At 58.3% G+C, this 26,921-nt stretch carries 23 protein-coding genes and 1 pseudogene; 8 read left to right on the plus strand and 16 right to left on the minus strand.

Going from position 1 to position 26,921, the window contains the following annotated elements:
- Positions 1–209: 209 nt before the first annotated feature.
- Positions 210–908 (plus strand): CTP synthase C-terminal region-related (seleno)protein, encoded by a 699-nt coding sequence (locus tag AC6I8D_RS08670; protein ID WP_497819951.1) that lies wholly within the window; start codon positions 210–212, stop codon positions 906–908.
- A gap of 37 nt (positions 909–945) precedes the next feature.
- Here the strand turns inward: AC6I8D_RS08670 and AC6I8D_RS08675 are convergent, their stop codons facing one another.
- The 13 genes from AC6I8D_RS08675 to AC6I8D_RS08735 form a co-directional block, all read right to left on the minus strand.
- A complete protein-coding gene (locus tag AC6I8D_RS08675) occupies positions 946–2,292 on the minus strand; it encodes an enolase C-terminal domain-like protein (protein WP_497819952.1) in 1,347 nt (448 codons plus the stop codon).
- Complete coding sequence (locus tag AC6I8D_RS08680) at positions 2,270–3,613, minus strand: MFS transporter (RefSeq protein WP_497819953.1); 1,344 nt, start codon at positions 3,611–3,613, stop codon at positions 2,270–2,272. Before AC6I8D_RS08680 ends, AC6I8D_RS08675 begins: the two co-directional genes overlap by 23 nt.
- 217 nt (positions 3,614–3,830) lie before the next feature.
- Positions 3,831–4,565, minus strand: a complete 735-nt coding sequence (locus AC6I8D_RS08685; RefSeq protein WP_497819954.1) for an HPP family protein — start codon at positions 4,563–4,565, stop codon at positions 3,831–3,833.
- A gap of 215 nt (positions 4,566–4,780) precedes the next feature.
- Positions 4,781–5,413, minus strand: coding sequence for an endonuclease III (nth, locus tag AC6I8D_RS08690; protein ID WP_312056952.1), 633 nt, complete (start codon positions 5,411–5,413; stop codon positions 4,781–4,783).
- Complete coding sequence (locus AC6I8D_RS08695; RefSeq protein ID WP_497819955.1) at positions 5,410–6,111, minus strand: electron transport complex subunit E; 702 nt, start codon at positions 6,109–6,111, stop codon at positions 5,410–5,412. The genes nth and AC6I8D_RS08695 overlap by 4 nt, the downstream gene beginning before the upstream one ends.
- Positions 6,104–6,736 (minus strand): electron transport complex subunit RsxG, encoded by a 633-nt coding sequence (rsxG, locus tag AC6I8D_RS08700; protein ID WP_312057699.1) that lies wholly within the window; start codon positions 6,734–6,736, stop codon positions 6,104–6,106. The genes AC6I8D_RS08695 and rsxG overlap by 8 nt, the downstream gene beginning before the upstream one ends.
- A gap of 3 nt (positions 6,737–6,739) precedes the next feature.
- A complete protein-coding gene (rsxD, locus tag AC6I8D_RS08705; protein WP_312057697.1) occupies positions 6,740–7,798 on the minus strand; it encodes an electron transport complex subunit RsxD in 1,059 nt (352 codons plus the stop codon).
- Positions 7,799–10,543 (minus strand): electron transport complex subunit RsxC, encoded by a 2,745-nt coding sequence (gene rsxC, locus AC6I8D_RS08710; protein ID WP_497819956.1) that lies wholly within the window; start codon positions 10,541–10,543, stop codon positions 7,799–7,801. It lies immediately after the preceding gene.
- The gene (gene rsxB, locus AC6I8D_RS08715; protein ID WP_031377347.1) at positions 10,536–11,114 is read right to left on the minus strand and encodes an electron transport complex subunit RsxB; all 579 of its coding nucleotides are present in this window, start codon (positions 11,112–11,114) and stop codon (positions 10,536–10,538) included. Before rsxB ends, rsxC begins: the two co-directional genes overlap by 8 nt.
- Positions 11,114–11,695, minus strand: a complete 582-nt coding sequence (gene rsxA / locus AC6I8D_RS08720; protein WP_031377346.1) for an electron transport complex subunit RsxA — start codon at positions 11,693–11,695, stop codon at positions 11,114–11,116. The genes rsxB and rsxA overlap by 1 nt, the downstream gene beginning before the upstream one ends.
- Positions 11,696–11,818: 123 nt before the next feature.
- Positions 11,819–12,262, minus strand: a complete 444-nt coding sequence (locus AC6I8D_RS08725; RefSeq protein ID WP_312057459.1) for a DUF2569 domain-containing protein — start codon at positions 12,260–12,262, stop codon at positions 11,819–11,821.
- Between the two features lie 102 nt (positions 12,263–12,364).
- Positions 12,365–12,580: a transcription modulator YdgT gene (ydgT, locus tag AC6I8D_RS08730; protein ID WP_031377344.1), complete on the minus strand. Its 216-nt coding sequence runs from the start codon at positions 12,578–12,580 to the stop codon at positions 12,365–12,367.
- A gap of 383 nt (positions 12,581–12,963) precedes the next feature.
- Positions 12,964–13,497 carry a cysteine hydrolase family protein gene (locus AC6I8D_RS08735; protein ID WP_497819957.1) on the minus strand — a complete coding sequence of 178 codons (534 nt, stop codon included), beginning with the start codon at positions 13,495–13,497 and terminating at the stop codon, positions 12,964–12,966.
- Between the two features lie 80 nt (positions 13,498–13,577).
- Between AC6I8D_RS08735 and AC6I8D_RS08740 the strand changes: the two genes are divergently transcribed.
- The 5 genes and pseudogenes from AC6I8D_RS08740 (at position 13,578) to yjfF (ending at position 18,792) form a co-directional block, all read left to right on the plus strand.
- Entirely contained in the window at positions 13,578–13,781 is a 204-nt protein-coding gene (locus AC6I8D_RS08740) for a hypothetical protein (RefSeq protein ID WP_312756843.1), read from the plus strand.
- A gap of 487 nt (positions 13,782–14,268) precedes the next feature.
- Positions 14,269–15,225, plus strand: a complete 957-nt coding sequence (gene ytfQ / locus AC6I8D_RS08745; protein WP_312057457.1) for a galactofuranose ABC transporter, galactofuranose-binding protein YtfQ — start codon at positions 14,269–14,271, stop codon at positions 15,223–15,225.
- Between the two features lie 54 nt (positions 15,226–15,279).
- Positions 15,280–16,800 carry a sugar ABC transporter ATP-binding protein gene (locus AC6I8D_RS08750; protein WP_312057455.1) on the plus strand — a complete coding sequence of 507 codons (1,521 nt, stop codon included), beginning with the start codon at positions 15,280–15,282 and terminating at the stop codon, positions 16,798–16,800.
- Positions 16,793–17,816: pseudogene (ytfT, locus tag AC6I8D_RS08755) on the plus strand (galactofuranose ABC transporter, ATP-binding protein YtfT); the annotation flags it as partial. The gene AC6I8D_RS08750 and the pseudogene ytfT, both read left to right, overlap by 8 nt.
- Positions 17,806–18,792: a galactofuranose ABC transporter, permease protein YjfF gene (gene yjfF / locus AC6I8D_RS08760; protein WP_031377340.1), complete on the plus strand. Its 987-nt coding sequence runs from the start codon at positions 17,806–17,808 to the stop codon at positions 18,790–18,792. The pseudogene ytfT and the gene yjfF, both read left to right, overlap by 11 nt.
- A 44-nt stretch (positions 18,793–18,836) precedes the next feature.
- Here yjfF and AC6I8D_RS08765 read toward each other — a convergent pair whose 3' ends face one another.
- The 3 genes from AC6I8D_RS08765 to AC6I8D_RS08775 form a co-directional block, all read right to left on the minus strand.
- Positions 18,837–19,304: a GNAT family N-acetyltransferase gene (locus AC6I8D_RS08765; protein ID WP_312057453.1), complete on the minus strand. Its 468-nt coding sequence runs from the start codon at positions 19,302–19,304 to the stop codon at positions 18,837–18,839.
- A 1,262-nt stretch (positions 19,305–20,566) separates the two neighbouring features.
- Positions 20,567–22,066: an L-arabinose isomerase gene (gene araA / locus AC6I8D_RS08770; RefSeq protein ID WP_497819958.1), complete on the minus strand. Its 1,500-nt coding sequence runs from the start codon at positions 22,064–22,066 to the stop codon at positions 20,567–20,569.
- Positions 22,067–22,213: 147 nt separating this feature from the next.
- On the minus strand, positions 22,214–23,911 hold the full coding sequence (locus AC6I8D_RS08775) for a ribulokinase (RefSeq protein ID WP_497819959.1): 1,698 nt from the start codon (positions 23,909–23,911) through the stop codon (positions 22,214–22,216).
- A 365-nt stretch (positions 23,912–24,276) separates the two neighbouring features.
- On the opposite strand from AC6I8D_RS08775, the gene AC6I8D_RS08780 reads away from it, so the two are divergent.
- The gene (locus AC6I8D_RS08780) at positions 24,277–25,260 is read left to right on the plus strand and encodes an arabinose ABC transporter substrate-binding protein (protein ID WP_312056167.1); all 984 of its coding nucleotides are present in this window, start codon (positions 24,277–24,279) and stop codon (positions 25,258–25,260) included.
- A gap of 130 nt (positions 25,261–25,390) precedes the next feature.
- Positions 25,391–26,911 (plus strand): L-arabinose ABC transporter ATP-binding protein AraG, encoded by a 1,521-nt coding sequence (araG, locus tag AC6I8D_RS08785; RefSeq protein ID WP_312056166.1) that lies wholly within the window; start codon positions 25,391–25,393, stop codon positions 26,909–26,911.
- Positions 26,912–26,921: the final 10 nt, after the last annotated feature.

Raw genomic sequence — 26,921 nt, forward strand, 5'->3', positions numbered from 1 at the left:
AAACCGTTTGCGTGCTGAAAATCTACGCAGCAAAAAAAGGCCACAGGTAACAATCGAAGCATAAAAATTGCCGGCGCGGTCTGACGATCAGGCATCAGATGCCGGGTTTGATAGAGGGCCAGGCGCGGAAGAACGGGGCGCGTCCGGCCTCGCTCGACAGAAAATTAACATTGCTGTAACCTCATTCTTTCCCCTCATGAGGATGGTTTATGTCTTCCCCTTTACGTTTATCCCTGGTCGGCGATTACCGTGCTGATGCGGTAGCCCATCAGGCAATTCCGCTGGCGATAGAACGAGCCGCCGCCCATCTGAATATCGCCGTTGACGCTGAGTGGATCGCCACGGAACAACTAGGCGATCTCAGCCGGCTGCAACAGCGTGAGGCGATCTGGGTGGTGCCAGGCAGCCCTTATCACCATGATGCCGCGGTGTTTGCTACCATCCGTATGGCGCGGGAACAGGGCAAACCTTTTCTCGGCTCCTGCGGCGGGTTTCAGTATGCGGTGATTGAGTATGCCCGTAACGTGCTTGACTGGCAGGATGCGGCACATGCGGAGACCGACCAGAGCGGACGGATGGTGATAGCGCCGCTGAGCTGTTCGCTGGTGGAGCAGCGCGGCGCGGTCAGATTTGCCGCCGGTTCGCGTATTGCCAGGGCCTACGGCACGCTGAACAGCGATGAGGGTTATCGTTGTAACTTTGGCGTTAACCCGGACTTCAGCGCAGCGCTGGCCGACAGGACGCTGGCTATCACCGCCTGGGACTCAGACGGTGATGTACGCGGTGTTGAGCTGGTCGATCACCCGTTTTTTGTCGCCACGCTGTTTCAGTCAGAGCGGGCCGCGCTGCAGCAGCAGAACTCGCCGCTGCTTGTCGCCTGGATGCAGGCCGCGCTGGCGCAGCGCTGACCGCCAGCATCCAGTGACAGTGTCACCGGATGCGCAATTAATCGCGTAATAGCGCCGGGCGTCTGGCATCAAAGCGCCAGTTATTAATCAGGAACTGCATGCCGATTGCATCGTTACGGTTCTTATCCGGCAGCGCGTTGTAGAGAGCATGTGCCGCGTCAACCTTCGACATATCTAACGTAATACCCAGTCCAGGCCCCTCAGGCAGTTCCAGATAGCCGTCGCGAATCTGCGGCGCCTGCTGCGTCAGCTGCTGTCCATCCTGCCAGATCCAGTGGGTGTCGAAGGCGGTTAGTCGATCGCCAGGCGCAGCCGCTCCCAGGTGCGCCACCATCGCCAGCGAGACATCAAAATGGTTATTCGAGTGACAGCCGGTGGTCAGGCCCCATTCGTGGCACAGTTGCGCCACGGTATGCGCATTCCGCATCGTCCAGAAGTGCGGATCGGCCAGCGGAATATTGATGGCATTAAGCTGTAAAGCATGCTGCAACTGACGCCAGTCATTGGCAATCATGTTGGTGGCGACCGGAATGCCGGTGGCGCGCTTAAATTCTGCCAGCGTCTCGCGGCCGGAATAGCCGTTCTCCGCGCCGCAGGGATCTTCCAGATAAGGAATGCGACCCGCCAGCTGGCGTCCATAGTAAATCGCCTCATCCAGTGACCAGCTGGCGTTGGGGTCCACCGTGACCCGCGCATCAGGAAAGCGTGCCAGCAGGGCATTAACGGTTTCAACTTCCACCTCTGCGTGGTGCACGCCGCCCTTTAGCTTAAAATCACGGAAACCGTAACGATCCGTCGCAGCCTCCGCCAGCTGCACCACGGCAGCGGCATCCATCGCTTTTTCATGGCGCAGTTGCAGCCAGCCATCGCCACCGGCAGGACCGGACTGATAATTCATGGTGGTCAGTTTACGGTCGGCAATATAGAACAGGTAACCCAGCACCGGCACTCGATCGCGCTGTTTGCCGCTGGCCAGCAGCTCGGCGACCGGCAAATCGAGATGCTGTCCTAGCAGGTCAAGCAGCGCCGCTTCAATCGCCGCAGCGGCATTGTAGAACTTCTCGGGGTTCATCTGCGGAATGTGAATGTCATTGGTATGCGCGCTCTGCTGGTGTCGCGCATCGCTGGCAAACAGCGTCGAAATCGTTGCGTTGAGCCGCAGCAGATCGCTGCCCTCAATCTGTGGCCGGAAGCGCTCCAGCAGCGCCAGCGTCGAGGCGTGGCACGGGCTTTCGCCGACGCCGGTGCGGCCGGCGGAGTCGGTCATAATCACCAGAATGCGGGTGAAATAGCAGTTATGCGCGCCGCCAATATTCAGCAGCATGCTGTCATAGCCGGCGACCGGCACCACCCGCATCGTTTTAATGACTGGACTGGCTGACATGTTGATTCTCCATAGGTACAAGGGAAGACGGGGTGGGTTTACGGCGCAGCAGCAGCCACAGACCGGTCAGCAGCGACACGCTGGTCAGTGCGTAAAGGCCGCCGGTGGTCGAGCCGGTCTTCATTTCCAGATAGCCGAACACCGTCGGCGCGAAGAAACCGCCAAGATTGCCGATGGAGTTCACCAGCGCAATTCCCGGGGCGACAATCGATGCGGGCAGTTCACCCTGCGGCATGGGCCAGAAGAAGGTGGCGCTGACTTTCGAGCCGATGCAGGCGACGATCATCGCCAGAAAACCAAACCACGGCGATCCCAGCGTCGCCATAAAGGTACCGCAGGCGGCCACCAGCATGGCGACACCCAGCGCTTTATCCAGCTTATCGCGATGGCGATCTGAAAAGCGGCTCAGCAGATTGATGGCGACAATCGCGCACAGCCAGGGCACGGCGGTCAGAATGCCGATGCCAAAGCTGCTGAAGCCCTGGATACGCTGAATAATCTGCGGCAGCCAGAACACCAGCGTGTAGCCGGTCATGGTCATGGTGAAGAAAATGGCGCAGAAGAATAGCAGGCTACGGTTACGCAGCAGCGACATCCGGCCCGGCTGCTGGTTAAGCCGATCGCGATGGGCTTCTTCGTGCTGCAACTGCTGTGCCAGCGCCTGCTTTTCCGGCTCGCTCAGCCAGCGGGCATCGGCGGGCCGCGAAACCAGCACCCAGGCGGCTACGATCCCTACCAGCACCGAGGCACCACCTTCGAGGAACATCACCCATTTCCAGCCAGCAATAGCGAGAAAATTATGCAGCATCAGGATCGCGCCGGTGATCGGGCCGGAAAACAGAAATGCCCCGGCGGTGGCGCTCAGGACCATCGCAGTGGCCCGGCCGCGCCAGGCATTGGGCACCCACTGGCGAAAATAGAACAGCACGCCGGGGAAAAAGCCCGCTTCGGCAACCCCCAGTAAAAAGCGCAGCAGGTAGAACTGCAGCGGGGAGGTGATAAAGCCGGTCAGCACCACCACCAGACCCCAGGTGATCATGATGCGGGTTAGCCAGACCCGGGCGCCGTAACGCTTCATCATCAGGTTACTCGGCACCTCAAACAGCGCATAACCGATAAAAAACAGTCCGGCACCCAAACCAAAGGCCGCCGCGCTGATGCCAGCGTCGGTGTGTAGCTCTGACTTAATAAAGCCAATATTGGCACGGTCAATCTGGTTAATGATCAGCATCACGGCCAGCATAGGAATGATGCGGGTAAAAAACTTTTTGATGGCGGAGGTAATCAGCTGATCGTGCTGCGGTGACAGGGCGCTATCCATCGGTCTTCCTCGCGGCTGCGTAAAGAAGAGTAAAGTGTAGGGCGCTGAAAAGGCGGGCTCTATGGGCAATCGCCCAGGGGACACTGGGCGTCCGGCCTGGGCATGATTGTTATCAATATGTTACTTCAATAGCGTTTCGCTTTGACTGCGCAAAACTGTGGGGCGGATCATGTTCAGGGCCGGTCACGTCGGGCTGAAGCCGACCGGCCACGGCGGCTCACGCTTTGGCGGCCTGACGACGCTGGGCGATCTGCTCGGCACGCTGCAACAGCGCCTGCAAATCATCTTCATCGATATCCAGCAGTTCGCCGCCTTCCAGCGCCTGATGCAGATCCGCGCGCGTCAGCGGCACCGGAATTTCAACCGGAGCCGGTTTCACCTCTTCCGGTGCCAGCGGATGAGGATAGCGCCGCCCGGCGAGGTTGTTGAACAGGATAGCCAGCAGCGCCAGGGTCAGGGAGTTGAGCAACACCGGCGTCAGGACAAAATGATAGCCGAGCTGATTCACCGTTGGCCCGCCCAGAATGGCGGTCAGGGCGACTGCGCCGCCCGGCGGATGCAGGCAGCGTAGCTGAAACATCAGCAGGATCGCCATGCAGGCGGCGACGCCACAGGCGATCGCCGGATTGGGGATCAGCTGACCGATCGTCACGCCAGCCAGCGCCGACAGCGTATTGCCGCCGACGATTGCCCACGGCTGCGCCAGCGGACTGGCCGGTACGCCAAACAGCAATACCGCCGATGCACCCACCGGCGCGACAAACCACAGGTTCAGCTCGCCCAGCACCCAGTGACTCAGCAGACTGGTCAGGATCAATCCGATACCGGCTCCGAGGCTGGCGATCATCACATGCTTTTTACTCACCGCCAGCGGATGGGGCCACAGTCGGGACAGAAACAGACGCACCACCTGCCGCACACTGGAAGAACTTTTGTTGATTACTTTACGCACCGTGTCATAACTTTTTCTTATCGTCGGGGTCGGCGATTTTCCATCATCAACATCAATGTAACAACCCGACAAATTGTGCAGGTATCTTCGGGGCGATATTTACCCCGGAAAAAAGGGGAAATAATGGTGCCAGCAACGATGTTTATCGGTTGTCATTGACGCTGGCTGGTGAGCGCTAAATAAAAAGACCCGCCGTGGCGGGTCAGAAATGAAGGTTACTCAACCTTATCGGGATACTCACACAGGTCTTCAATCAGACAGGCACCACAGCGCGGTTTTCTCGCCACGCAGGTGTAGCGGCCGTGCAGGATCAGCCAGTGATGGCAATCGACTTTATACGCCGCCGGCACCACCTTCAGCAGTTTCTGCTCCACCTGCTCGACATTTTTACCCGGCGCAAAGTGGGTGCGATTGCAGACGCGGAAGATATGGGTATCGACCGCGATAGTCGGCCAGCCGAAGGCGGTGTTCAGCACCACGTTGGCGGTTTTACGGCCGACGCCGGGCAGCGCTTCCAGTGCCGCACGATCTTCCGGCACCTCGCCGTTGTGCTGTTCCAGCAGGATGCGGCAGGTCTTAATCACATTTTCCGCTTTGCTGTTAAACAGCCCGATGGTTTTGATGTACTCCTTCACGCCTTCTACGCCCAGCGCCAGCATCGCGGCCGGGGTGTTCGCTACCGGATAGAGCCGGGCGGTGGCTTTGTTGACGCTGACGTCAGTGGCCTGCGCCGACAGCAGCACCGCAATCAGCAGCTCAAACGGCGAGTTGAAGTTTAGCTCGGTGGTCGGATGCGGATTATTCTGCTGCAGCCGACGGAGGATCTCATTACGTTTGGTCTGGTTCACACCGCTTTCCCGGTCGCGCCCTGTGGAGCAGAGGCAGCGGCTTCTGCGCGCTGTGCTGCCCGCTGTTTCATTTTCTGGTCGATCAGATATTTACCCGCCAGCATCATGCCGAGGCCGATAAAGGCACCGGGCGGCAGCATCGCCAGCAGCATTGGCGAGTCAAAATGCACCACCTCAATCCGCAACGATTTAGCCCACGGACCCAGCAGCTGATCGGCGCCGTTAAACAGCGTGCCGCTGCCGATGATTTCACGCATCGATCCCAGCACCACCATGGCGCAGGTGGCACCCATACCGATAGCGAAACCATCCAGTGCCGCCAGCGGAATGTTGCTTTTCGAGGCGACAGCTTCGGCCCGGCCAACCACGATGCAGTTCGTCACAATCAGCGGGATGAAGATGCCCAGCGACTGATACAGACCATAGGCGTAGGCGTTGATCAGCATCTGCACACAGCTCACCACCGAGGCGATGATCATCACGTAAATCGGGATGCGGATCTCCGACGGCACCCAGCGGCGTGAGGCGGAGATAAAACTGTTGGTCAGGGTCAGCACCAGGGTGGTCGCCAGACCTAATCCCAGCGCGTTGGTGGCGGTGGCGGTCACGGCCAGTAGCGGGCAGAGCCCCAGCAACTGAACCAGCGCGGAGTTATTTTTCCACAACCCGCCGACCAGCAGGCTTTTAGCTTCACTCATTTGCGTCTCCACATGCCGGTAACGAAGAGAGTTTCTCCGGAAGGGTTTCTATTAATAGTGCGGCGCGTTTGGTGGCGTTGACCACCGCGCGTGGGGTGATGGTGGCCCCGGTGAACTGGTCAAACTCACCGCCATCCTTTTTCACCGCAAAGGCTTTATCTGTCGGACCCTGAACCACTTTGCCATTAAAACTGTTGATCCAGTCCGAAATACGCAACTCGATTTTATCGCCCAGACCCGGCGTTTCATGATGTTCGACTACCCGCACACCCAGCACTTTACCGTGAAAATCGGCCCCGACCAGCATCTGAATGGCACCGGAGTAACCATCCGGCGCGGTCGTTTCCAGCGCGGCCGCCACTGGCTGACCGTTGTTACGCGCCAGATAAAGATGGTGGGGCGCAGCATTGCCTAACGCCGGGTCCGTGACAACGTAACAATCCTGCTGGATGTTGTTGTCGTAGAGCGCGGTCGGCACCACCTGGTCGAGCAGGTTTTTCTGCTGTAGCTGAGTCTGATGTTCCACCGTGGGTTTGGTCACGGTGTTAACCACTGCGGTCGCCGCAGTGGTGATCGCGGCAAAAATCGCCAGCGTCACGCCATTTTTACGAATCGTCTCCAGCATCGCTTAATCCTTTAGATGGCCGTAAACGCGCGGCTGGGTGTAGTAGTCAATCAGCGGCACGCAGATGTTGGCCAGCAACACCGCGAAGGCCACGCCATCCGGGTAACCGCCGAAACTTCTGATCAGCCAGACCAGCAGGCCGATCAGCGCGCCGTAAATCAGTCGGCCGCGGTTAGTGGTGGAGGCGGTAACCGGATCGGTGGCGATGAAAAATGCCCCCAGCATGCTGGCACCGGAGAACAGGTGAATCAGCGGACTGTTGAGTGACTCCGGTGAAAATATCCAGCCAAGCGTAGCGCAGAACGCCAGCGACAGCAGCATAGCGGCGGGAATATGCCAGCGGATCGCATTTTTCCACAGCAGAAACAGGCCGCCCGCCAGATAACCGAGATTGACCCACTGCCAGCCGAGACCTGCCAGCACGCCGCTGTAGATCGGCTGCGCCAGTAACTGATCGGCGCTATGACCGGCGCGCAGCCCGGTTTTAAAGGTATCCAGCGGCGTCGCCTGGCTGACGCCATCAACACCAATCTGCAACTGCTGCATGGTTTCGCCCGCCAGCGTGTGGCCGCGGAACACCATGCTCAGGCTGTCCAGCAGCGTCGGTTTAATTGCCTGCAGCGTGTCGGGCGGCAACCAGCTGGTCATCTGCACCGGGAAGGAGATCAGCAGCACCACGTAACCGACCATCGCCGGATTAAAAGGGTTCTGGCCCAGCCCGCCATACAGCTGTTTGGCAATCACGATGGCAAATACCGTGCCGATCACCACCAGCCACCACGGCGCCAGCGGCGGCAGACTGATACCGATCAGCACGGCGGTCAGCAGCGCTGAATTATCTGCCAGGTTGCTGCCCACCGGCGCTTTACGCAGCCGTAAAATAGCGGCTTCGGTCAGCCAGGCGGTCAGCGTAGCCAGTAAAACCTGTAAAAAAGTGCCGTAGCCAAAGAAATAACACTGTGCGGCAAAACCCGGCACCGCCGCCAGCACCACCAGCAACATGATATTGCCGGTACTGCGGCGGTTATGGGTATAAGGAGAACTTGCGATACGAAAAGCCATTTAATCCTCAAGCGTCGTAGACGACTGCGCTTTACGCGCTTTGGCACGGGCGATGGCTGCCGCTATGGCGGCTTTACGCGCATCATCGGGTTGATTCAGTTCAGGTGCCTGTTCCGGTTCAGCATTGGCGTTGTTCGCTTGCTCCTGCGCCTGTTCGGCTTTTTCGACGGCGTAGTGTGCCTGGGTGGCCACTACCGCAGCATCACGTGAGGCTTCATCGGCCGCCGCTGCCTGCGCCTGTGCTTTCTTCGCTTTCGCACGGGCAATGGCGGCCTGCACCGCGGCTTTGCGCGGATCGTCAGTTTCAGCGGCAGGCTGTGCATCAGCGTCCGTTACCGGCTGTGGCTCCGCCGCGCTGTCTGCCTGGGCGGCTTTCTTCGCCTTCGCGCGGGCGATAGCGGCCTGCACCGCGGCTTTGCGCGGATCGTCAGTTTCTTCAGCAGGCTGTGCATCAGCGCCCGTTACCGGCTGTGCGGCTTTCTTCGCCTTCGCGCGGGCGATAGCGGCCTGCACTGCGGCTTTGCGCGGATCGTCAGTTTCTTCAGCAGGCTGTGACTCAGCGTCCGTTACCGGCTGCGCACTGTCTGCCAGGGCGGCTTTCTTCGCCTTCGCGCGGGCAATGGCGGCCTGCACCGCGGCTTTGCGCGGATCGTCAGTTTCAGCGGCAGGCTGTGCATCAGCGTCCGTTACCGGCTGCGCGCTGTCTGCCTGGGCGGCTTTCTTCGCCTTCGCGCGGGCGATAGCGGCCTGCACTGCGGCTTTGCGCGGATCGTCAGTTTCAGCGGCAGGCTGAGCGTCCGCGTCCGTTACCGGCTGCGCGCTTTCTGCCTGCGCCTGTGCTTTCTTCGCTTTCGCACGGGCAATGGCGGCCTGCACCGCGGCTTTACGCGGATCGTCGGTTTCAGCGACAGGCTGAGCGTCCGCGTCCGTTACCGGCTGCGCCGCGCTGTCCGCCTGGGCGGCTTTCTTCGCTTTCGCGCGGGCAACAGCCGCTTCAACCGCCGCTTTACGCGGATCGACTGCCGCCTCTTCACTGGCCTCGGTTCCGGCCCCGGCTGGCGTCATTTTCTTCGCTTTGGCGCGGGCAATCGCCGCCTCAACCGCCGCTTTACGCGGATCGGTGGTCTGACGGCTCAGCGCCTGGGTTTCTGCCTGAGCCTCGGCCTGACGCAGACGCGCCTGTGCATGACGGGCTTCACGCTGCGCTTCGGCGGCGGCTTCATCCGGTTCGGCACGACGGGCGGCGGCCCGCGCTTTCGCTGCCGCCAGCTCGCCGCTGTCACTGCGGGCAACGCGCTGTTTCGCCTCTTCATGTCGCGCTTCACGCGCCTGCTTCTCACGTTCCAGTCGGGCCTGGCGTGCTTCAAAGCGCGCTTTGGCTTCGAGGGTACGTTTCGCTTCCAGATCGATGGCGCGCAGCTCAGCTTTTTCCTGCCGGTAATACTGCACCAGCGGAATATTGCTCGGGCAGACATAGGCGCAGGCCCCGCATTCAATGCAATCATCAATGTGATGCGCACGCGCCTTATCGTGGTCGCCGCCCTGGCTGTACCAGTAAAGCTGCTGTGGCAGCAGTTTAGCCGGGCAGGCATCCGCACAGGCAGAACAGCGAATGCAGGATTGTTCTTCGTCGTTGTTGCCCATTTCGCTGCTGGACGGAGCCAGAATGCAGTTGGTGATCTTCACCACCGGCACGTCCAGCGACGGCAGGGTAAAGCCCATCAGGGGGCCGCCCATGATCACCATCTGGCGCGGGCCAGGACGGAACCCAACCTGATGCAGCAGATGGCTGATAGGCGTGCCGAGACGGCTCCAGACGTTGCGCGGCTGGGCGATCGCCTCGCCGGTCAGCGTCACGACGCGTTCTGTAATCGGTTCACCGTTGATAATCGCGCGCTTAACTGCCCAGGCGGTCCCGACGTTCTGCATCAGCACGCCGATATCGGTCGAGCGCCCGCCGTGCGGAACCTCCATCCCGGTCAGGATGCGGGTCAGCTGTTTAGCACCGCCAGAGGGGTATTTGGTCGGGATCACCCGGATTTGCAGATCGCGCTCGCCGCCTAACGCCTGCTTCAGTGCCGCAATGGCTTCAGGTTTATTATCTTCGATGCCAATCAGCACCCGTTCTGCCTGCAAAACCCAGGCGAGAATCCGGCTGCCTTCCAGCACTTCTGACGCGTAGTCCTGCATCAGGCGATCGTCTGCGGTAATGTAAGGCTCGCACTCTGCCGCATTGATGATCAGGGTTTTGACACCGCGCAGGCCGCCTTTCAGCTTGGTGGCGGTCGGGAAACCCGCGCCGCCCAGACCGGCGATCCCGGCATCGTGAATGCGCTGCACGATGTCGGCGCGCGGATGCTGTCGATAATCGGGCAGGGGATCAAGCGGCATCCAGCGGTCTTCGCCATCGGGCGTCAGGAAAATGCACAGCTCTGACAGGCCAGACGGATGGGCGGTCATGTGCTGACCGATTTCCTCAATAGTGCCGGAGGTCGGGGCATGCACCGGTAACATCCGGCCGGTGCCAAAAGTCAGTGGCTGACCGCGCAGCACCTTATCGCCCGGCGACACGCAGATTTCACCTTCGTGACCGATGTGTTGTTTCAGCGGGATGATAAAACGGTGTGGCAACGGCAGTTCGCTCAGCGGGGTACCGTTGGACTGGGTTTTCATTTCCGGCGGATGAATGCCGCCCTGAAAATCCCAGATCTTCTCTTTTTTAAAAAAATTCAACAAATTAAGCATGAGTTTCTACCGGAATCACCCGCACCGGGATGCTGTTAAGATCCCACTTCCAGTTGGCAGGCGTGGTCTCAACCGGCCGCATCTCAATGCAGTCAGTCGGGCAGGGCGCAACACAGAGATCGCAGCCGGTGCAGACATCGCTCAGCACGGTGTGCATGGCGCGGGTCGCCCCGACAATCGCATCGACCGGGCAGGCCTGAATACACTTGGTGCAGCCAATGCAGTTCGCTTCATCAATAAAGGCTACGGTGCGGACCGGTGCTTTGGCCGTCTCATCGCCATCAATCGGCTGCGGCTCAACGTTCAGCAGCTCTGCCAGCTTGAGCATGGTCTGCTCACCGCCTGGCGCGCACTTGTTGATGGCTTCACCGTTGTTGCCCACCGCATCGGCATAGGGCCGGCAACCGGGATAGCCACACTGCCCGCACTGACTCTGCGGCAGAATGGCATCAATCTGCTCAACGATCGGGTCTTCTTCGACCTCAAAGCGGCGCGAGGCGTAGCCCAGCAGCGCACCGAACACCAGGCTCAGCGCACTTAATACAGCCACTGCTATCCAGATCGCGGTCATCAGAATTTCACCAGGCCGGTAAAGCCCATAAACGCCAGCGCCATCAGGCCAGCGGTGATCAGGGCAATGGAGTTACCTTTGAACGGGGCCGGCACGTTGGCCAGCACCAGACGTTCACGCATGCCGGCGAACAGCACCATCACCAGCGAGAAGCCAAGGGAAGCGCTAAAGCCGTACAGTGCCGCCTGCAGAAAGGTGTGATTGAGGTTAACGCTCAGCAATGGCACGCCCAGCACCGCGCAGTTGGTGGTGATCAGCGGCAGGAAAATGCCCAGCAGGCGATAGAGCGACGGGCTGGTTTTACGCACCACCATCTCGGTGAACTGCACCACCACCGCGATCACCAGGATATAGGCCATGGTGCGCAGGTAGACCAGATCGAGCGGCAGCAGGATCAGATGATTCACCAGCCAGGCACAGATTGAGGCCAGTGTAATCACGAAAGTGGTGGCCAGGCCCATGCCGATTGCCGTTTCCAGTTTTTTGGAAACGCCCATAAACGGGCACAGGCCAAGGAACTTCACCAGCACGAAGTTATTTACCAGCACAGTACCAACAAACAGCAGCAGATAATCGGTCATTTTTTCGCCTGAAATCCAGAAAGCGGCTTATTATCATTGATAGCGCGGCGTATCTCAACAGCTACGCCGCAACCGGCCGGGCAGACCGCACTCAGAATTAAATTCCTGACACAGCTCACAGCGTTACGGCTCAATAAAGGTGCTCTTTACCCGCTTAGATCGTTTGAAGTAGGGAGCAAACACCGCTGCCGCCAGCAGTGAAAGCAATAGCGTCTGCAGAGCACGGCTGTCGGTAACCGGGGTAAAGGCGAAGGTTTTCAGCGCTAACAGCACCGTAATCAGCAACCACAGCAGATAGTGGCGCGGTAAACGGCGTGAGCGCTTAAAGAACAGCCAGCTAATCCACAGGCTGTAAGCCCAGACCGCCACGGCAGTCAGCAGAGAGATGGCCCAGTAAGAGAAAAGGGTGCTGCCATGGGAGAAGAGTGTCGCGCGCCATGCCGGATTAAACAGCGGTGTGAGGTACATCGCCAAGACCAGCGCAGTGGTTAACAGGGTCATAATCAGCCAGGCCAGCGGCAGCAAAAGCCAGCCACCGATGCGCGGCGCAGCAACCTGTTCATTCATAGTGGTAATTCCTGTCCTGAGAAGTCGAAGCGCAGCAGAATAGCATGTCCAGATGGGGCGCGCCCGCCTGGACAACGTGACAAAAAATCAGGCAGCAGGGAATTATACCACGTAGCGCCACACCGTCTTAGGCACACAGCCAAGATCATATAACCGTCCGCCCGACGCCAGTTCGGCGCGCCGGTGATCGGCAGCACGGTACATATTGATGATATCCATCTCATCGGTGAGCGAGTAATTGAGGTGATCGAAGAGCTTTTCCAGACTGTCTGAGTTATTCACTTTACGAAATTTAAGCAGGTAGTCGTACGCAGTCATCATTGCCATAACAGTAGAGGGAACAAAGGAGTGCTCAGTATAGGGGGCAAGCTAAAGCTGTCCAGATCCTGCGGTGAAAAAAAGGCGAAAATCAGACAAACGACCGGGATACGCGGCTAAAAGTCCATTTTTGCACGTTTATTCATGGATAGGGCCGCCTGGCCGGGACGCTGAACGAGGGATTTTGCACCAAAGCCAGCGTCAGAAAAGGCCTGGTCCGCGTTGACGAGCCAACAGCGACACTCCTCAGTCGCACGTAGCACCGCACGGTTTTTGCTGCTGTTCTGACCCGCCACCAGAGTGAGGTGCGGCAGCGGTGCAGCAAGCGGTTAACCGGCGCGGCAGTTGTTCTGACCGCGCAGATTTTAACGAGTCCATGCTGGCTAAAACTGCCACTCAGCGGCAGTGGTGAGGCTAACAAACGGACCGGCCAGGGTCAGATTATGGTGAGCAATGATTTTTTCTGCGGTCAGATGGGGATTATCCACCGTGGTGTGGGCATCAGAAACCAGCACCACTGAAAAACCGCATTCTGCGGCTGCCCGACAGCTGGTATCGACGCAAAACTCGGTTTTCATCCCGGTCACCACCAGCTGTTTAATCCCTTTTTCTCGTAACTGGCTCAGCAGCGGCGTGTCTCTGAAACAGCTGGGGAATTTTTTGATAAAAACACCCTCCTGCGCGTCATCAACGCCCAGTTCCGGCAACAGACGGGTTAACGGGCTCCGGGCGCTGAATGGGGAATCATCGGGTCCGGTATGGCGTGCAAAAAAGATCGGGACCTTAGCCTGACGCGCTTTTTCAATCAGCTGGCAAATATTCGCTAACACCCTATCGGCGTGATAAGGCGTGACAGCTCCGCTGAACAGGCCCTGTTGCATATCGATGACTAATAATGCGCTTTCAGATGAACTCATGTTGTTTCTCCATTCAGAGGGTAAAGAACGGAGAACAGGTCCCCGTCCGGTTGGGCGGGGAGCGAAGATCTGTTTGTCAGGTGCCGGTCACAGATACGCTCACGCCGCCGCTCAAAGCGGTGCGGGTGGTGGTAGTGGTGGTGATCGAACCTGAGATCAACATGATGTTGCCTTCCGTGGTGACTGCTGAACGAGTGGTGACTGCTGAACAACACGCTAACACAGATGGTGCAGTAAATACGCCGCAGCGGAGTAAAAAAACGCCTGGTCAGGGTCGCCCTTAACCCGGCAGTGCGCATTGCCTGCCGTCGTCTCAGGCCACCCGTGGTGGTCAGACGGCGTTGCGCTGTCAACCGATCGCCCGCAGAAGCCGCCAGAGAAACTTTTCGCCCGCCAGTCACCTGAAAAATGCACTCTGTAGGCACTATGCGAGCACGACGCTAGCACTATGCAAGCAATGTGCGGGCAATCACAAATCCCATTTTTTGTTCATCCCGCAGGCGGATAACCCATTTTGTACGCCTGGCTGTAATCGCTTTCAGTGGGGCTGAACATAAGCGATTCTGTTTATTACAATTATTTAACCCGTCCGGTTTTCACTTTCAGTTGTTTTATCCATAACAGCCTGCGCTATAAAACGGTTGCTGTTGACGTAACTCCTTTAAATTGCTCAATTTTGTGAAGCATGTCGCCATTATGCACCCTTTTTTAGTCCAGGCTAAGCGAGCTCTCTACCCTAAACAGCAAATGCCCTTCAGAGGAATAAAAACTATGTGGAAACGTTTACTTCTGACCACGCTGGTCAGCGCCGCGTTGACCGGACCAGTGTTGGCTGCGGACATGACGGTCGGCTTCTCGCAGGTGGGTTCGGAATCTGGCTGGCGCTCCGCCGAAACCAACGTGGCGAAAAGCGAAGCTAAGAAACGCGGTATCACGCTGAAAATCGCCGATGGTCAGCAAAAACAAGAGAACCAGATTAAAGCGGTGCGCTCGTTCATCGCTCAGGGCGTGGATGCCATCTTTATCGCGCCGGTGGTGCAGACCGGCTGGGAACCGGTGCTGGAAGAAGCCAAAGACGCCAAAATCCCGGTCTATCTGCTGGACCGCGCCATCGTGGTCAAAGACAAATCGCTGTATCAGGCGGTGGTTACCGCAGACAACGTGCTGGAAGGCAAGCTGATTGGCGACTGGCTGGTGAAAACCGTCGGCGACAAGCAGTGTAACGTGGTGGAACTGCAGGGTACGGTCGGGGCCAGCGTGGCGATCGATCGTAAGAAAGGCTTTGCTGAAGCGATCAGCGGCCATCCGAACATCAAAGTGATCCGCTCCCAGTCCGGCGACTTTACCCGCAGCAAAGGTAAAGAGGTGATGGAAAGCTTCATCAAGGCGGAAAACAATGGCAAAAACATCTGCATGGTTTACGCCCACAACGATGACATGGCGATCGGTGCCATCCAGGCGATCAAAGAGGCCGGCCTGAAGCCGGGCAAAGATATTCTGACCGGCTCGATTGACGGGGTACCGGATATCTATAAAGCGATGCTGGCAGGCGAAGCCAACGCCAACGTTGAGCTGACGCCAAACATGGCTGGCCCGGCCTTTGATGCGCTGGAGAAATTTAAGAAAGAGGGCACGCTGCCGCCAAAAGTGATCAAAACCGAATCGAAACTGTTCCTGCCTGCTGACGCTCAGCAGGAGCTGGAACGCAAAAAAGGCATGGGTTACTAAGCCGCAGACCGCCCTGCGGGGCGGTTTTTCATGACGTGAGGCGGAGTTAGCAGAATGACCACACACAATGAAACATCGCTGTTAACCATCAGCGGCGTCAGCAAAGGGTTTCCCGGCGTTAAAGCGTTGGACAACGTCTCGTTTGATATTCGCAAGGGCGAGATCATGGCGCTGCTGGGCGAGAACGGCGCGGGTAAGTCAACCCTGATCAAAGTGCTGACCGGCGTCTACAGCCGCGATGCCGGCACTATCACCCTTAACGGTAAGCCGATTACCCCGCACAACACCGCCGAGGCGCAGGAGATGGGCATCGGCACCGTTTATCAGGAAGTGAACATGCTGCCGAATATGTCGGTGGCCGATAACCTCTATATAGGCCGCGAGCCACGACGCTTCGGCATGATCGATCGGCGGCGCATGGTGCGGGATGCCGACGCGCTGATGCGCAACTACGGTTTTTCACTCGACGTGACGCGCCCGCTGGGACACTACTCAGTGGCGATGCAGCAGATTATTGCTATCTGTCGCGCGGTCGATCTCTCCGCCCAGGTATTGATTCTGGATGAACCGACCGCCAGCCTCGACGCCAGTGAAGTGGAGATGCTGTTTACCCTGATGGCGCAGCTAAAAGCCAAAGGGATGAGCCTGATTTTCGTGACCCACTTTCTCGATCAGGTTTACCGCATTACCGATCGCATCACGGTATTACGCAACGGGCAATTTATCGCTACCCGCGATACCGCCTCGCTGCCGCAAATTGAACTGATCAAACTGATGCTGGGGCGCGAGTTGCTGGAGACGGCGCTGCAGCGGCAGGGCAGTACTCTGCGCAGTAATCAGCCGGTGGTCTCGTTTGAAGATTACGGCAAAAAAGGCACCATCGAGCCGTTTAATCTGCAGGTCCGGCCGGGTGAAGTGGTCGGTCTGGCAGGGCTGCTGGGCTCGGGACGTACCGAAACCGCAGAAGTGCTGTTTGGTATTCGCCGCGCCGATCGCGGCACGGCAAAAATCAAAGGCAAGGTGCAGCGCATTACTAACCCGGCCCGCGCCTCGCAGCTGGGCATGGGGTTCTGTCCGGAAGATCGCAAAACTGACGGGATTATTGGCGCGGCCTCGGTGCGCGAAAACATCATTCTGGCGTTACAGGCGCAGCGTGGCTGGTTACGGCCGATTAAAAAGCGTGAGCAGCAGGCGATCGCCGAACGCTTTATTAAGAGCCTCGGCATTCGTACGCCGCACGCCGATCAACCGGTGGAGCTGCTGTCGGGCGGTAACCAGCAGAAGGTGCTGCTGTCGCGCTGGCTGGTGACGAAACCGCAGTTTCTGATCCTCGACGAGCCGACGCGCGGCATTGACGTGGGCGCGCACGCCGAGATTATTCGTTTAATTGAATCCTTATGTGCTGATGGACTGGCGCTGCTGGTTATCTCCTCTGAGCTTGAAGAACTGGTGGGTTATGCCGATCGGGTGCTGATTATGCGCGATCTGAAGCAGGTGGCAGAAATTCCGCTGGAGCAACTTTCGGTAGCGTCGATCGTCAACGCTATCGCTGACGGAGGGGCACAACATGCTTGAGACCCCTATGACACCTGAAAAACCGCAACGCCGTAAGCTGAAACTGCCACCGGGCATGCCGCAAATTGCGGCGCTGCTGCTGGTGCTGCTGATCGATAGCCTGGTAGCAAATAACTTTTTTGCTGTCCATCTGCAGGATGGCCGACTGTTCGGCAGTCCGATTGATATTCTCAACCGCGCCGCACCGGTGGCGCTGCTGGCAATTGGCATGACGCTGGTGATCGCTACCGGCGGTATCGACCTGTCGGTTGGCGCGGTGATGGCGATTGCTGGCGCGACGGCCGCCACTCTGACAGTGGCCGGACACAGCGTGCCGTTTATCATTGCCGCGACGCTGGCTACCGGTCTGGTCTGCGGCATCTGGAACGGGGTGCTGGTGGCGCTGCTGCGTATTCAGCCGTTCGTCGCCACGCTGATTCTGATGGTGGCGGGGCGCGGTATCGCCCAGCTGATTACTCAGGGCCAGATCGTTACCTTCGACAGTGACAGCCTTGGCTGGTTTGGCAACGGCTCGCTGCTGATGTTGCCGGTACCGGTGTGGATCACCCTGCTGGTGGCGCTGGCGGTCTGGCTGCTGACTCGCAAAACCGCGCTCGGCCTGTTTATTGAAGCGGTAGGGATTAACCTGCGTGCCGCGCGCAATGCGGGCGTCACAGGCTGGCTGGTGGTGATGTCGACCTACGCCATCAGCGGCGTTTGCGCTGCAGTAGCCGGGCTGATTGTTGCTGCCGACATTCGCGGTGCGGATGCCAATAACGCCGGATTATGGCTGGAGCTGGATGCGATTCTGGCGGTGGTGATCGGCGGGGCGTCGCTGATGGGCGGACGCTTCAATCTGGTGCTGTCTTTGATCGGCGCGTTGATTATTCAGTCGATGAACACCGGTATTTTGCTCTCCGGCTTCCCGCCAGAGCTGAATCAGGTGGTCAAAGCGGTGGTGGTGATGTGCGTGCTGTTACTGCAGTCACCCCGGTTTATTGCGATGTTAAAACGGAGACGCCCGACATGATCAAACGCCATCTGCCGTTGATGATCACCTTACTGGTTTTCGTCGCGGGTTATCTGTTCTGCCTGAGTCAGTTCCCTGGCTTTGCCTCAACCCGGGTAATCTGCAATATCCTGACCGATAATGCCTTTCTCGGCATTATCGCGGTCGGTATGACGTTTGTGATTTTATCCGGCGGTATCGATCTGTCGGTCGGCGCGGTGATCGCCTTTACCGGGGTGTTCCTGGCGCGGGCGATTGGCGATTTCCACCTCGATCCGCTGCTGGCCTTTGCGGTGATTCTGGCGCTGGGTGCCTTGTTCGGCGCGATGATGGGCTGGTTGATCGATGCGCTGAAGATCCCGGCCTTTATCATCACCCTGGCCGGCATGTTCTTTCTGCGCGGCTGCAGCTATCTGGTGTCGGAGAACTCGATTCCGATCGATCATCCGTTCTATACCATGCTCTCCAGCCTGGCGTGGAAAGTGCCAGGTGGCGGACGTCTCAGCCTGCTGGCGGTGATTATGCTGGTAGTGGTACTGGGCGGGATTATTCTGGCGCACCGCACCCGCTTTGGTAATCAGGTCTACGCGATTGGCGGTAACCTGACCTCGGCGCAGCTGATGGGGGTGTCGACTCGTGCCACCACCATCAAAATCTATATGCTTTCCACCACTTTAGCCACGCTGGCCGGTATCGTCTTCTCTATCTACACCTCGGCCGGTTATGCGCTGGCGGGACTGGGCGTGGAGCTGGATGCGATTGCTTCGGTGGTGATCGGCGGCACGCTGCTGTCGGGCGGGGTTGGCACGGTGCTGGGTACGCTGTTCGGCGTGCTGATTCAGGGGCTGATCCAGACCTGGATTAATTTCGACGGCACCCTCAGCTCGTGGTGGACCAAAATCGCCATTGGTATTCTGCTGTTTGCCTTTATCGCATTACAACGTCTGCTGACGGTGATCTGGGATCGCCAGCAGAATGCACCGGTAAAACGATTGAGTTCCTGACTACCTGAGTATCCCGCTAAAGGGCGGCTCGCCGGAGCCGTCCTTTACTGCGCCAGAGGCAACTTCATCACCGTGACCTCTTCACCCGCTATTTGCCGCTGTTCCACCGCCTGCCATCCTGAACGCTGATAGTACGCTTGCTGATCGGGCGTATAGAGCCACAGTTCACTGATTTGTTGTTTGATTGCTTTCGCAATCGCCAGTTGGATCAACGCTTTTGCCACGCCCTGACCGCGGAATCTCTTATCAGTGACCACCTCGCCAATCCAGTATTCCCGCGCGGCAATGTCATCCAGTTCATAGCGAATGACGCTACAGGTCGCAATCACCGTTTCGCCATCTGGCGTGGCAATAAGCGTAAATTCTGCCGAAGGTTTCTGATTGCGCTGTTTTAAACGCGCAACAATGGCAGGCGGGTGAGACCATGCAGGAAGATGTGACCATTCAGTGTACAGCAGCTGTGCGGTTTGTTCGGCGTAGCGGGGATGTTGATTCAGCTCGGCAATAAGCATGTGCGGGGCGCCTTTATTTTGTCAGGCATCAAGCAATACAGGCTGGTCGGTGAAAGAGCAAGATCATGAAGAGGTTACATTGCAGTAAAGGATGTTTGTATGTCCGGCTAAAACAATCGCTGGTAGCTTAAGGGGCAGGGTCAGGAAAGGCATGCCCGATCGCAAAGGATTCCCGCCTCCCTGCTGATCGGCCGCGCCATCCCGGGCGCGGACGCTTTGCTCTTCAGGCATGCATTTCCTTCCCGGCTGGGCTGATGTGTCGCTTTAAGAAGCAGGAAGCGGAGCGTTTTCTGGTGGATGGATAAAACAATGGCGGGTGGCTGAGGGGGCAGGGTCAGGAAAGGCATGCCCGATCGCAAAGGATTCCCGCCTCCCTGCGGATCGGCCGCGCCATCCCGGGCGCGGACGCTTTGCTCTTCAGGCATGTCTTTCCTTCCCGGCTGGGCTGATGTGTCGCTTTAAGCAGCAGGAAGCGGAGCGTTTTCTGGTGAATGGATAAAACAGTGGCTGGTGGCTGAGGGTGCAGGTGCAGGGTCAGGAAAGGCATGCCCGATCGCAAAGGATTCCCGCCTCCCTGCGGATCGGCCGCGCCATCCCGGGCGCGGACGCTTTGCTCTTCAGGCATGTCATTCCTTCCCGGCTGGGCTGATGTGTCGCTTTAAGCAGCAGGAAGCGGAGCGTTTTCTGGTGGATGGATAAAACAGTGGCGGGTGGCTAAGGGTGCAGGGTCAGGAAAGGCATGCCCGATCGCAAAGGATTCCCGCCTCCCTGCGGAGCGTCCGCGCCATCCCGGGCGCGGACGCTTTGCTCTTCAGGCATGCATTTCCTTCCCGGCTGGGCTGATGTGTCGCTTTAAGCAGCAGGAAGCGGAGCGTTTTCTGGTGGATGGATAAAACAGTGGCTGGTGGCTGAGGGTACAGGGTCAGGAAAGGCATGCCCGCTCGCAAAGGATTCCCGCCTCCCTGCGGATCGGCCGCGCCATCCTGGGCGCGGACGCTTTGCTCTTCAGGCATGCCTTTCTATCCCGGCTGGGCCGATGTATCGCGTTAAGCAGCAGGAAGCGGAGCGTGTGAGGCGAGTATCCTGGCGGGCGGGACTAGCGGGATCTATTGCCGGCGATGTTACGGAACGCCCACTGTTCCCGACTGAATAGCGCCGTTTTTATAAAAAAAACCGATGCCGCATAAGCCTGCATCGGTGGTTTCATTGACTTTAGCACGCGGCTAATCGTTAAAATGAGCAGTGCTGCCTCAGCGGCGTAGTTAACGTTTCAGCCGGTAGTACGCTTCATTCCAGCGCAGCGCATCTTTGAAGGCGGGCAGTCGGGTATGCTCGTCAATCACCAGCACTTCGATGTCGTTCATCTCGCCGTACAGATACATATCATCCAAAGTCAGCGCCTGGCTGAACACCGTATGGTGCGCGCCGCCGCCAAGGATCCAGGCTTCGGACGCGGTCGCCAATGACGGCTGGGCTTTCCACAATGCGCGCGCAACCGGCAGCTTCGGCAGCGGTTTCGGCTGTTCAATCGCATCTACTACATTAACCAGCAGACGGAAACGATCGCCCATATCAATTACGCTGGCGTTAATCGCACGCCCGGCTGGCGTTGAGAAGATCATGCGGGCCGGATCGGCTTTATCACCAATGCCGAGGAACTGCACATCGATTAATGGCTTCTCTTCAATGGCAATCGACGGGCAGACTTCCAGCATGTGGGAGCCGAGCACCAGATCGTTCCCCGGTGAGAAGTGATAGGTGTAATCCTCCATAAATGAGGTGCCACCTTTGCGATCGCCCGCCAGCACTTTGAAAATGCGTAACAGCGCCGCGGTTTTCCAGTCACCTTCACCGGCAAAGCCATAGCCCTGACCCATCAGACGTTGCACCGCCAGTCCCGGCAACTGCGTCATACCGTGCAGCGTCTGGAAGTTGGTGGTAAACGCCTGACAGCCTTCCGCTTCCAGAAAACGCTTCAGGCCCAGCTCGATACGCGCGGCATCCAGCACGTTCTGCCGTTTTTCTCCGCCAGAGGCTGCCACATCGGTAAAGCGATAGAGGCTCTCGTACTCGTCGATCAGCGCATTGACGTCGCCATCACTGACCTGATTGATCACCTCAACCAGATCGCCGACGCCCCAGCCGTTGACCGCATAACCGAATTGGATCTGCGCCGCGACTTTATCGCCTTCGGTAACCGCCACTTCGCGCATGTTATCGCCAAAGCGCGCCACTTTTAGCTGCTGGCTGGCCTGTTTCGTCAGCGCCGCACGCATCCAGTTACCCAGACGCTGCTGGCTGGCCCCGTCCTGCCAGTGACCGGTGACCACGCTGTGCTGCAGACCCATCCGTGCGCCGATAAAGCCAAACTCACGGCCGCCGTGCGCGGTCTGGTTCAGGTTCATAAAGTCCATGTCCATGCTGTCCCACGGAATCTCAGCATTGAACTGGGTATGGAATTGCAGCAGTGGTTTATTCAGCACGCTCAGGCCGCCAATCCACATTTTGGCCGGCGAAAAGGTGTGCAGCCAGGTAATGATGCCGACGCAGCGGGTGTCATGATTCGCGTCGCGGCACAGCGTCAGCGCTTCATCCGGTGATTTTACCAGCGGTTTCAGCTCCAGCTGCAGCGGCAGGCCAGCCTGATTTAATCCTTCGACGACCTGACGTGCATGCTGTTCGACCTGGCGTAACGTCTCCGCCCCGTAGAGGTGCTGCGTGCCAATCACAAACCACACGCTGTAGTTGTTTAACTGTTCCATAAATCCACTCCTTTACTTTGAGCCTACCCCAATAGGCTATTTTATTTGTCAGTCTGAACCTGGGCAGTGCTCACAATCCTCACGTACTCCGTGTACGCTCCGGTTGTTCCGCGCTGTCCGTGTCCAGACTGCCTGCAACAATTACGCCTACTGGGATAGGCTCTTAGCGGAAGCGGGGCGGGCGGCATATTGCGGTTCAGCCGTCACGCACCATTGTTGATAGCGTTGATAGAGTTGTTGATAGCGTGCCACGCGCGCCGGGTCGGGCTGCAGGGTGACGGCAATCGGACTGGCCATCACCTGCTGTGCCTCGGGCACGCTGGGATAGACGCCGGCCGCGACGGCGGCGAAAATCGCCGCGCCCAGCGCACAGCATTCATCGGAGGCGACAATATCCAGTGGCCGGTTCATCACGTCGCAGCAGGCCTGCATAATCGCCGGTGATTTACGCGCGATGCCGCCGAGGGTCAGGATGTTTTCTACCGGGATCTGCTGCTGTTCGAAGCACTCCATAATGGCGCGCGCGCCAAAGGCGGTGGCGGCAACCAGTCCGCCAAACAGCGCCGGCGCATCAGTGCCGAGGTTGAGATCGGTAATGACCCCTTTCAGGCGCTGGTTGGCATTAGGGGTGCGACGGCCGTTGAACCAGTCGAGTACCACCGGCAGGTGGTCGAGCTGCGGATTGGCAGCCCAGGCTTCGGTCAGATCTTTAATCAGCGTCTGCTGCATCTCCGCCAGTTGCGGTTTCAGCGCCGGATGACGCTCAGCGGCCAGCTGCAGCGGCCAGCCCAGCAGGCGGCTGAACCAGGCATAGATATCGCCAAAAGCAGACTGTCCCGCCTCCAGCCCGACCGCACCAGGCATCACGCTGCCATCAACCTGACCGCAGATACCTTTAATTGCGCGATCGCCAACCTGTTCAGCATCGGCAATCAGGATGTCGCAGGTAGAGGTGCCAATCACTTTGACCAGGGTATAGGGCTTCGCGCCGCCGCCGACCGCGCCCATGTGGCAGTCAAACGCACCGCCGGACAGGGTGACCGTTTGCGGCAGACCGAGCCGCTGCGCCCATTCCGGGCTGAGGGTGCCGACCGGCAGGTCAGCGGTCCAGGTGTCGCTGAACAGCGGTGAATCGAGCTGTTGCGTCAGCATCGGGTCCAGTGCATTGAGGAAGTCTGCTTCGGGCAGGCCATTCCAGTCGCCGTGCCACAGCGCTTTGTGTCCGGCGGCGCAACGGCCACGCCGCAGCCGATCGGGCGCCGTGGTGCCGCTCAGTAACGCCGGCACCCAGTCGCACAGTTCAACCCATGAGACCGCCGCGTCACGCACCGCCGCATCTTCGCGTGATACGTGCAGAATCTTGGCCCAGAACCATTCAGAGGAGTAAATGCCGCCGATATAGCGGCTGTAATCCTGAAAACGGCCGCTGTGACACAGCTGATTGATCTCTTCCGCCTCTTCAATGGCGGTGTGATCTTTCCATAACACAAACATGGCGTTGGGGTTGTCGGCAAATTCGGGGCGCAGCGCCAGCACGTTTCCGTCGCGATCGATGGGGGCCGGGGTCGAGCCGGTGGTGTCGACGCCAATGCCGACTACGGCGGCGCGCTGCGTTTCGCTGAGCGCATTCAGAACGCCGAGCATCGCCTGTTCCATCGCATCGATGTAATCCTGCGGATGGTGACGAAAACGGTTGGTGTGTGGATCGCTGTATAAGCCCTGTTGCCAGCGCGGGTAGCTGACCACCGCACTCTGCAGCTCTTTGCCGCTGTGACAATCAACGGCCAGCGCACGCACCGAATCACTACCAAAGTCCAGCCCAAGGGTGATGGCTCCAGCACGCATCGGAATCTCCTGTAGTTAATGAACTCCTACATCCTGTGACCGGCGCGCCAGAACGGTTAGTCATGGCTGGCTGACAATATGCACTTTTCTGTCATCGACAGTGATTTTGTGATCCATTGCAAAAGTTAACGTCCGGTTAAATTTGCTGAATATATGGACCATTCTGCCGTGATTTTAAGATGTGATACCGCTCTACATTTTTCTTCGCTATTCCCGCTAAAACTAGGCCAGCGTCTGAACAGGCTTTCAGCACATAGCACTCTAACGCACTGATTTATGGCTGTACCTACAAATGAGAAAACACTGGTAGCGTTTACACCGATTCGTTATTAGCAGTGAAAAACAACCTGGCACCGGAGAGCATCATGCATAAATTCACTAAAGCGTTCGCGGCCATCGGCCTGGCAGCGGTTATGTCACAATCCGCTATCGCCGAGACCATGAAGCTCGGTTTTTTAGTCAAGCAACCGGAGGAACCCTGGTTCCAGACCGAGTGGAAGTTCGCCGATAAAGCCGGCAAGGATTTGGGCTTTGACGTGATTAAGATTGCGGTTCCCGATGGTGAGAAAACCCTCAACGCCATCGACAGCCTGGCCGCTAACGGCGCAAAAGGCTTCGTCATCTGTACGCCCGATCCTAAGCTCGGCTCAGCAATCATGGCCAAAGCGCGTGGCTATGGTCTGAAGGTAATTGCGGTGGACGATCAGTTCGTGACCGCCAAAGGCAAGCCGATGGATACCGTTCCGCTGGTGATGATGGCGGCCACCAAAATTGGTGAACGTCAGGGTCAGGAACTCTACAAAGAGATGCAGAAACGCGGCTGGGATGTGAAAACCACCGGCGTAATGGCGATTACGGCAAATGAGCTGGACACCGCGCGTCGTCGCACCGGCGGCTCGATGGACGCGATCAAAGCGGCTGGCTTCCCGGCCGCGCAGATTTATCAGGTGCCGACCAAATCGAATGATATTCCGGGCGCGTTTGATGCCGGTAACTCACTGCTGGTACAGCATCCGGAAGTCAAACACTGGCTGATTGTCGGCATGAACGACAACACCGTGCTGGGCGGCGTGCGCGCCACCGAAGGTCAGGGCTTTAAAGCCGCTGACGTCATCGGTATTGGCATCAACGGCGTTGATGCAATCAGCGAATTGTCAAAAGACAAAGCGACCGGCTTCTACGGTTCTCTGCTGCCGAGCCCGGACGTTCACGGCTATAAAAGCAGCCAGATGCTCTACAACTGGGTCAGCAAAGGCGAAGAGCCACCAAAATTTACCGAAGTCACCGACGTGGTGTTAATCACCCGCGACAACTTCAAAACCGAACTGGCGAAGAAAGGGCTGATGTAAAGCCTGCTCCTGCCGGTGTCTGAACACAACGGCGTCACGATTTAGTCAGCCCGTGTATTTCGCGCCGCCAGACTGCCGCCGGGCATTAACACCCGGCGTGGCCAGGCGGCGCGAAATAGTGAGGATAAACATGAACACTGATTCAGCATTTCTGTCGTTTCATGGCATCAGTAAAACCTTTCCTGGCGTGAAAGCGCTGCAGGATATCTCTTTCGACTGCCGCAGCGGTGAAGTCCACGCCTTAATGGGTGAGAACGGCGCAGGCAAATCGACGCTGCTGAAAATTCTCAGCGGCAGCTACCAGCCGAGCGGCGGCGAGATTCGGATTAAAGGCCAGCCGGTTAACTTCCAGCACACCACCGATGCGCTGGATGCCGGGGTGGCAATTATCTACCAGGAACTGCATCTGGTGCCGGAAATGAGCGTGGCGGAGAACATCTATCTCGGCCAGATCCCGCATAAGCATGGCCTGGTCAACCGTAAGCTGATGCGCTACGAGGCCGGTCTGCAACTGAAAAACCTCGGTATGGATATCGATCCGGATATGCCGCTGAAGTACCTGTCGCTCGGTCAGTGGCAGATGGTGGAGATCGCCAAAGCGCTGGCGCGTAACGCGCGCATTATCGCCTTTGATGAACCGACCAGTTCGCTGTCGGCGCGTGAAATCGACAACCTGTTCCGCGTCATCCGCCAGCTCCGCGAGGAGGGCCGGGTGGTGCTGTATGTGTCACACCGGATGGAAGAGATTTTTGCCCTCAGCGACGCCATCACGGTGTTCAAAGATGGCCGCTTTGTCCGCACCTTTACCGACATGGCCAACACCCATCATGACGATCTGGTGCAGGCGATGGTGGGCCGCAACCTCGGCGACATCTACGGTTATTCACCGCGTGAAAAAGGCGCGGTGCGTCTTGAGCTGGACCAGGTGGAAGCGAAGGGAGTGCGAACGCCGATTTCGCTCAAGGTCCACGCTGGCGAGATCGTCGGGCTGTTTGGTCTGGTAGGCGCCGGACGCAGCGAACTGCTGAAAGGGCTGTTCGGCGGCACGCGCCTGCGCGGTGGCCGGGTGCTGCTGGATGGCAAACCGCTGACGCTGCGCGAGCCGATCGACGCCATCCGCGCCGGCATTATGCTGTGCCCGGAAGATCGTAAAGCTGAAGGGATTATTCCGGTGCACTCGGTGCGCGACAACATCAACATCAGCGCCCGGCGTCACAACCTTACCGCAGGCTGTCTGATCAAAAACGACTGGGAGAGCCGCAACGCCGACAGCCATATCCGCTCGCTTAACATCAAAACGCCTGGGGCAGAACAGCTGATCATGAACCTCTCCGGCGGTAACCAGCAGAAGGCGATTCTCGGCCGCTGGTTATCTGAAGAGATGAAGGTGATCCTGCTGGATGAGCCGACGCGCGGCATTGATGTCGGGGCGAAACACGAAATCTATAACCTGATTTACCAACTGGCCAGCGACGGCATCGCGGTACTGTTCGCCTCCAGCGACCTGCCGGAAGTGATGGGCCTTGCCGATCGCATCGTGGTGATGCGTGAAGGAGCGATTGCCGGTGAAGTGCTGCACGACGACGCCACGGAGCAGCAGACGCTGAGCCTGGCAATGCCAAAAACCACACAAGCGGCCGCCGTGGCCTGACAGGAGAGCA

Source organism: Pantoea sp. X-Soil-MYKO-1785 (assembly GCF_059730675.1).

Bases quoted from the DNA above. Each gene is read 5' to 3' on its own strand.
- rsxD (WP_312057697.1), bottom strand. From the start codon at position 7,798: ATGGCTTTTCGTATCGCAAGTTCTCCTTATACCCATAACCGCCGCAGT.
- AC6I8D_RS08670 (WP_497819951.1), top strand. From the start codon at position 210: ATGTCTTCCCCTTTACGTTTATCCCTGGTCGGCGATTACCGTGCTGAT.
- yjfF (WP_031377340.1), top strand. From the start codon at position 17,806: ATGATCAAACGCCATCTGCCGTTGATGATCACCTTACTGGTTTTCGTC.
- AC6I8D_RS08725 (WP_312057459.1), bottom strand. From the start codon at position 12,262: ATGAATGAACAGGTTGCTGCGCCGCGCATCGGTGGCTGGCTTTTGCTG.
- AC6I8D_RS08775 (WP_497819959.1), bottom strand. From the start codon at position 23,911: ATGCGTGCTGGAGCCATCACCCTTGGGCTGGACTTTGGTAGTGATTCG.
- AC6I8D_RS08680 (WP_497819953.1), bottom strand. From the start codon at position 3,613: ATGGATAGCGCCCTGTCACCGCAGCACGATCAGCTGATTACCTCCGCC.
- araG (WP_312056166.1), top strand. From the start codon at position 25,391: ATGAACACTGATTCAGCATTTCTGTCGTTTCATGGCATCAGTAAAACC.
- AC6I8D_RS08675 (WP_497819952.1), bottom strand. From the start codon at position 2,292: ATGTCAGCCAGTCCAGTCATTAAAACGATGCGGGTGGTGCCGGTCGCC.
- AC6I8D_RS08750 (WP_312057455.1), top strand. From the start codon at position 15,280: ATGACCACACACAATGAAACATCGCTGTTAACCATCAGCGGCGTCAGC.
- AC6I8D_RS08780 (WP_312056167.1), top strand. From the start codon at position 24,277: ATGCATAAATTCACTAAAGCGTTCGCGGCCATCGGCCTGGCAGCGGTT.
- rsxB (WP_031377347.1), bottom strand. From the start codon at position 11,114: ATGACCGCGATCTGGATAGCAGTGGCTGTATTAAGTGCGCTGAGCCTG.
- rsxA (WP_031377346.1), bottom strand. From the start codon at position 11,695: ATGACCGATTATCTGCTGCTGTTTGTTGGTACTGTGCTGGTAAATAAC.
- AC6I8D_RS08735 (WP_497819957.1), bottom strand. From the start codon at position 13,497: ATGAGTTCATCTGAAAGCGCATTATTAGTCATCGATATGCAACAGGGC.
- araA (WP_497819958.1), bottom strand. From the start codon at position 22,066: ATGGAACAGTTAAACAACTACAGCGTGTGGTTTGTGATTGGCACGCAG.
- AC6I8D_RS08695 (WP_497819955.1), bottom strand. From the start codon at position 6,111: ATGAGTGAAGCTAAAAGCCTGCTGGTCGGCGGGTTGTGGAAAAATAAC.
- ytfQ (WP_312057457.1), top strand. From the start codon at position 14,269: ATGTGGAAACGTTTACTTCTGACCACGCTGGTCAGCGCCGCGTTGACC.
- rsxG (WP_312057699.1), bottom strand. From the start codon at position 6,736: ATGCTGGAGACGATTCGTAAAAATGGCGTGACGCTGGCGATTTTTGCC.
- ydgT (WP_031377344.1), bottom strand. From the start codon at position 12,580: ATGACTGCGTACGACTACCTGCTTAAATTTCGTAAAGTGAATAACTCA.
- rsxC (WP_497819956.1), bottom strand. From the start codon at position 10,543: ATGCTTAATTTGTTGAATTTTTTTAAAAAAGAGAAGATCTGGGATTTT.
- AC6I8D_RS08765 (WP_312057453.1), bottom strand. From the start codon at position 19,304: ATGCTTATTGCCGAGCTGAATCAACATCCCCGCTACGCCGAACAAACC.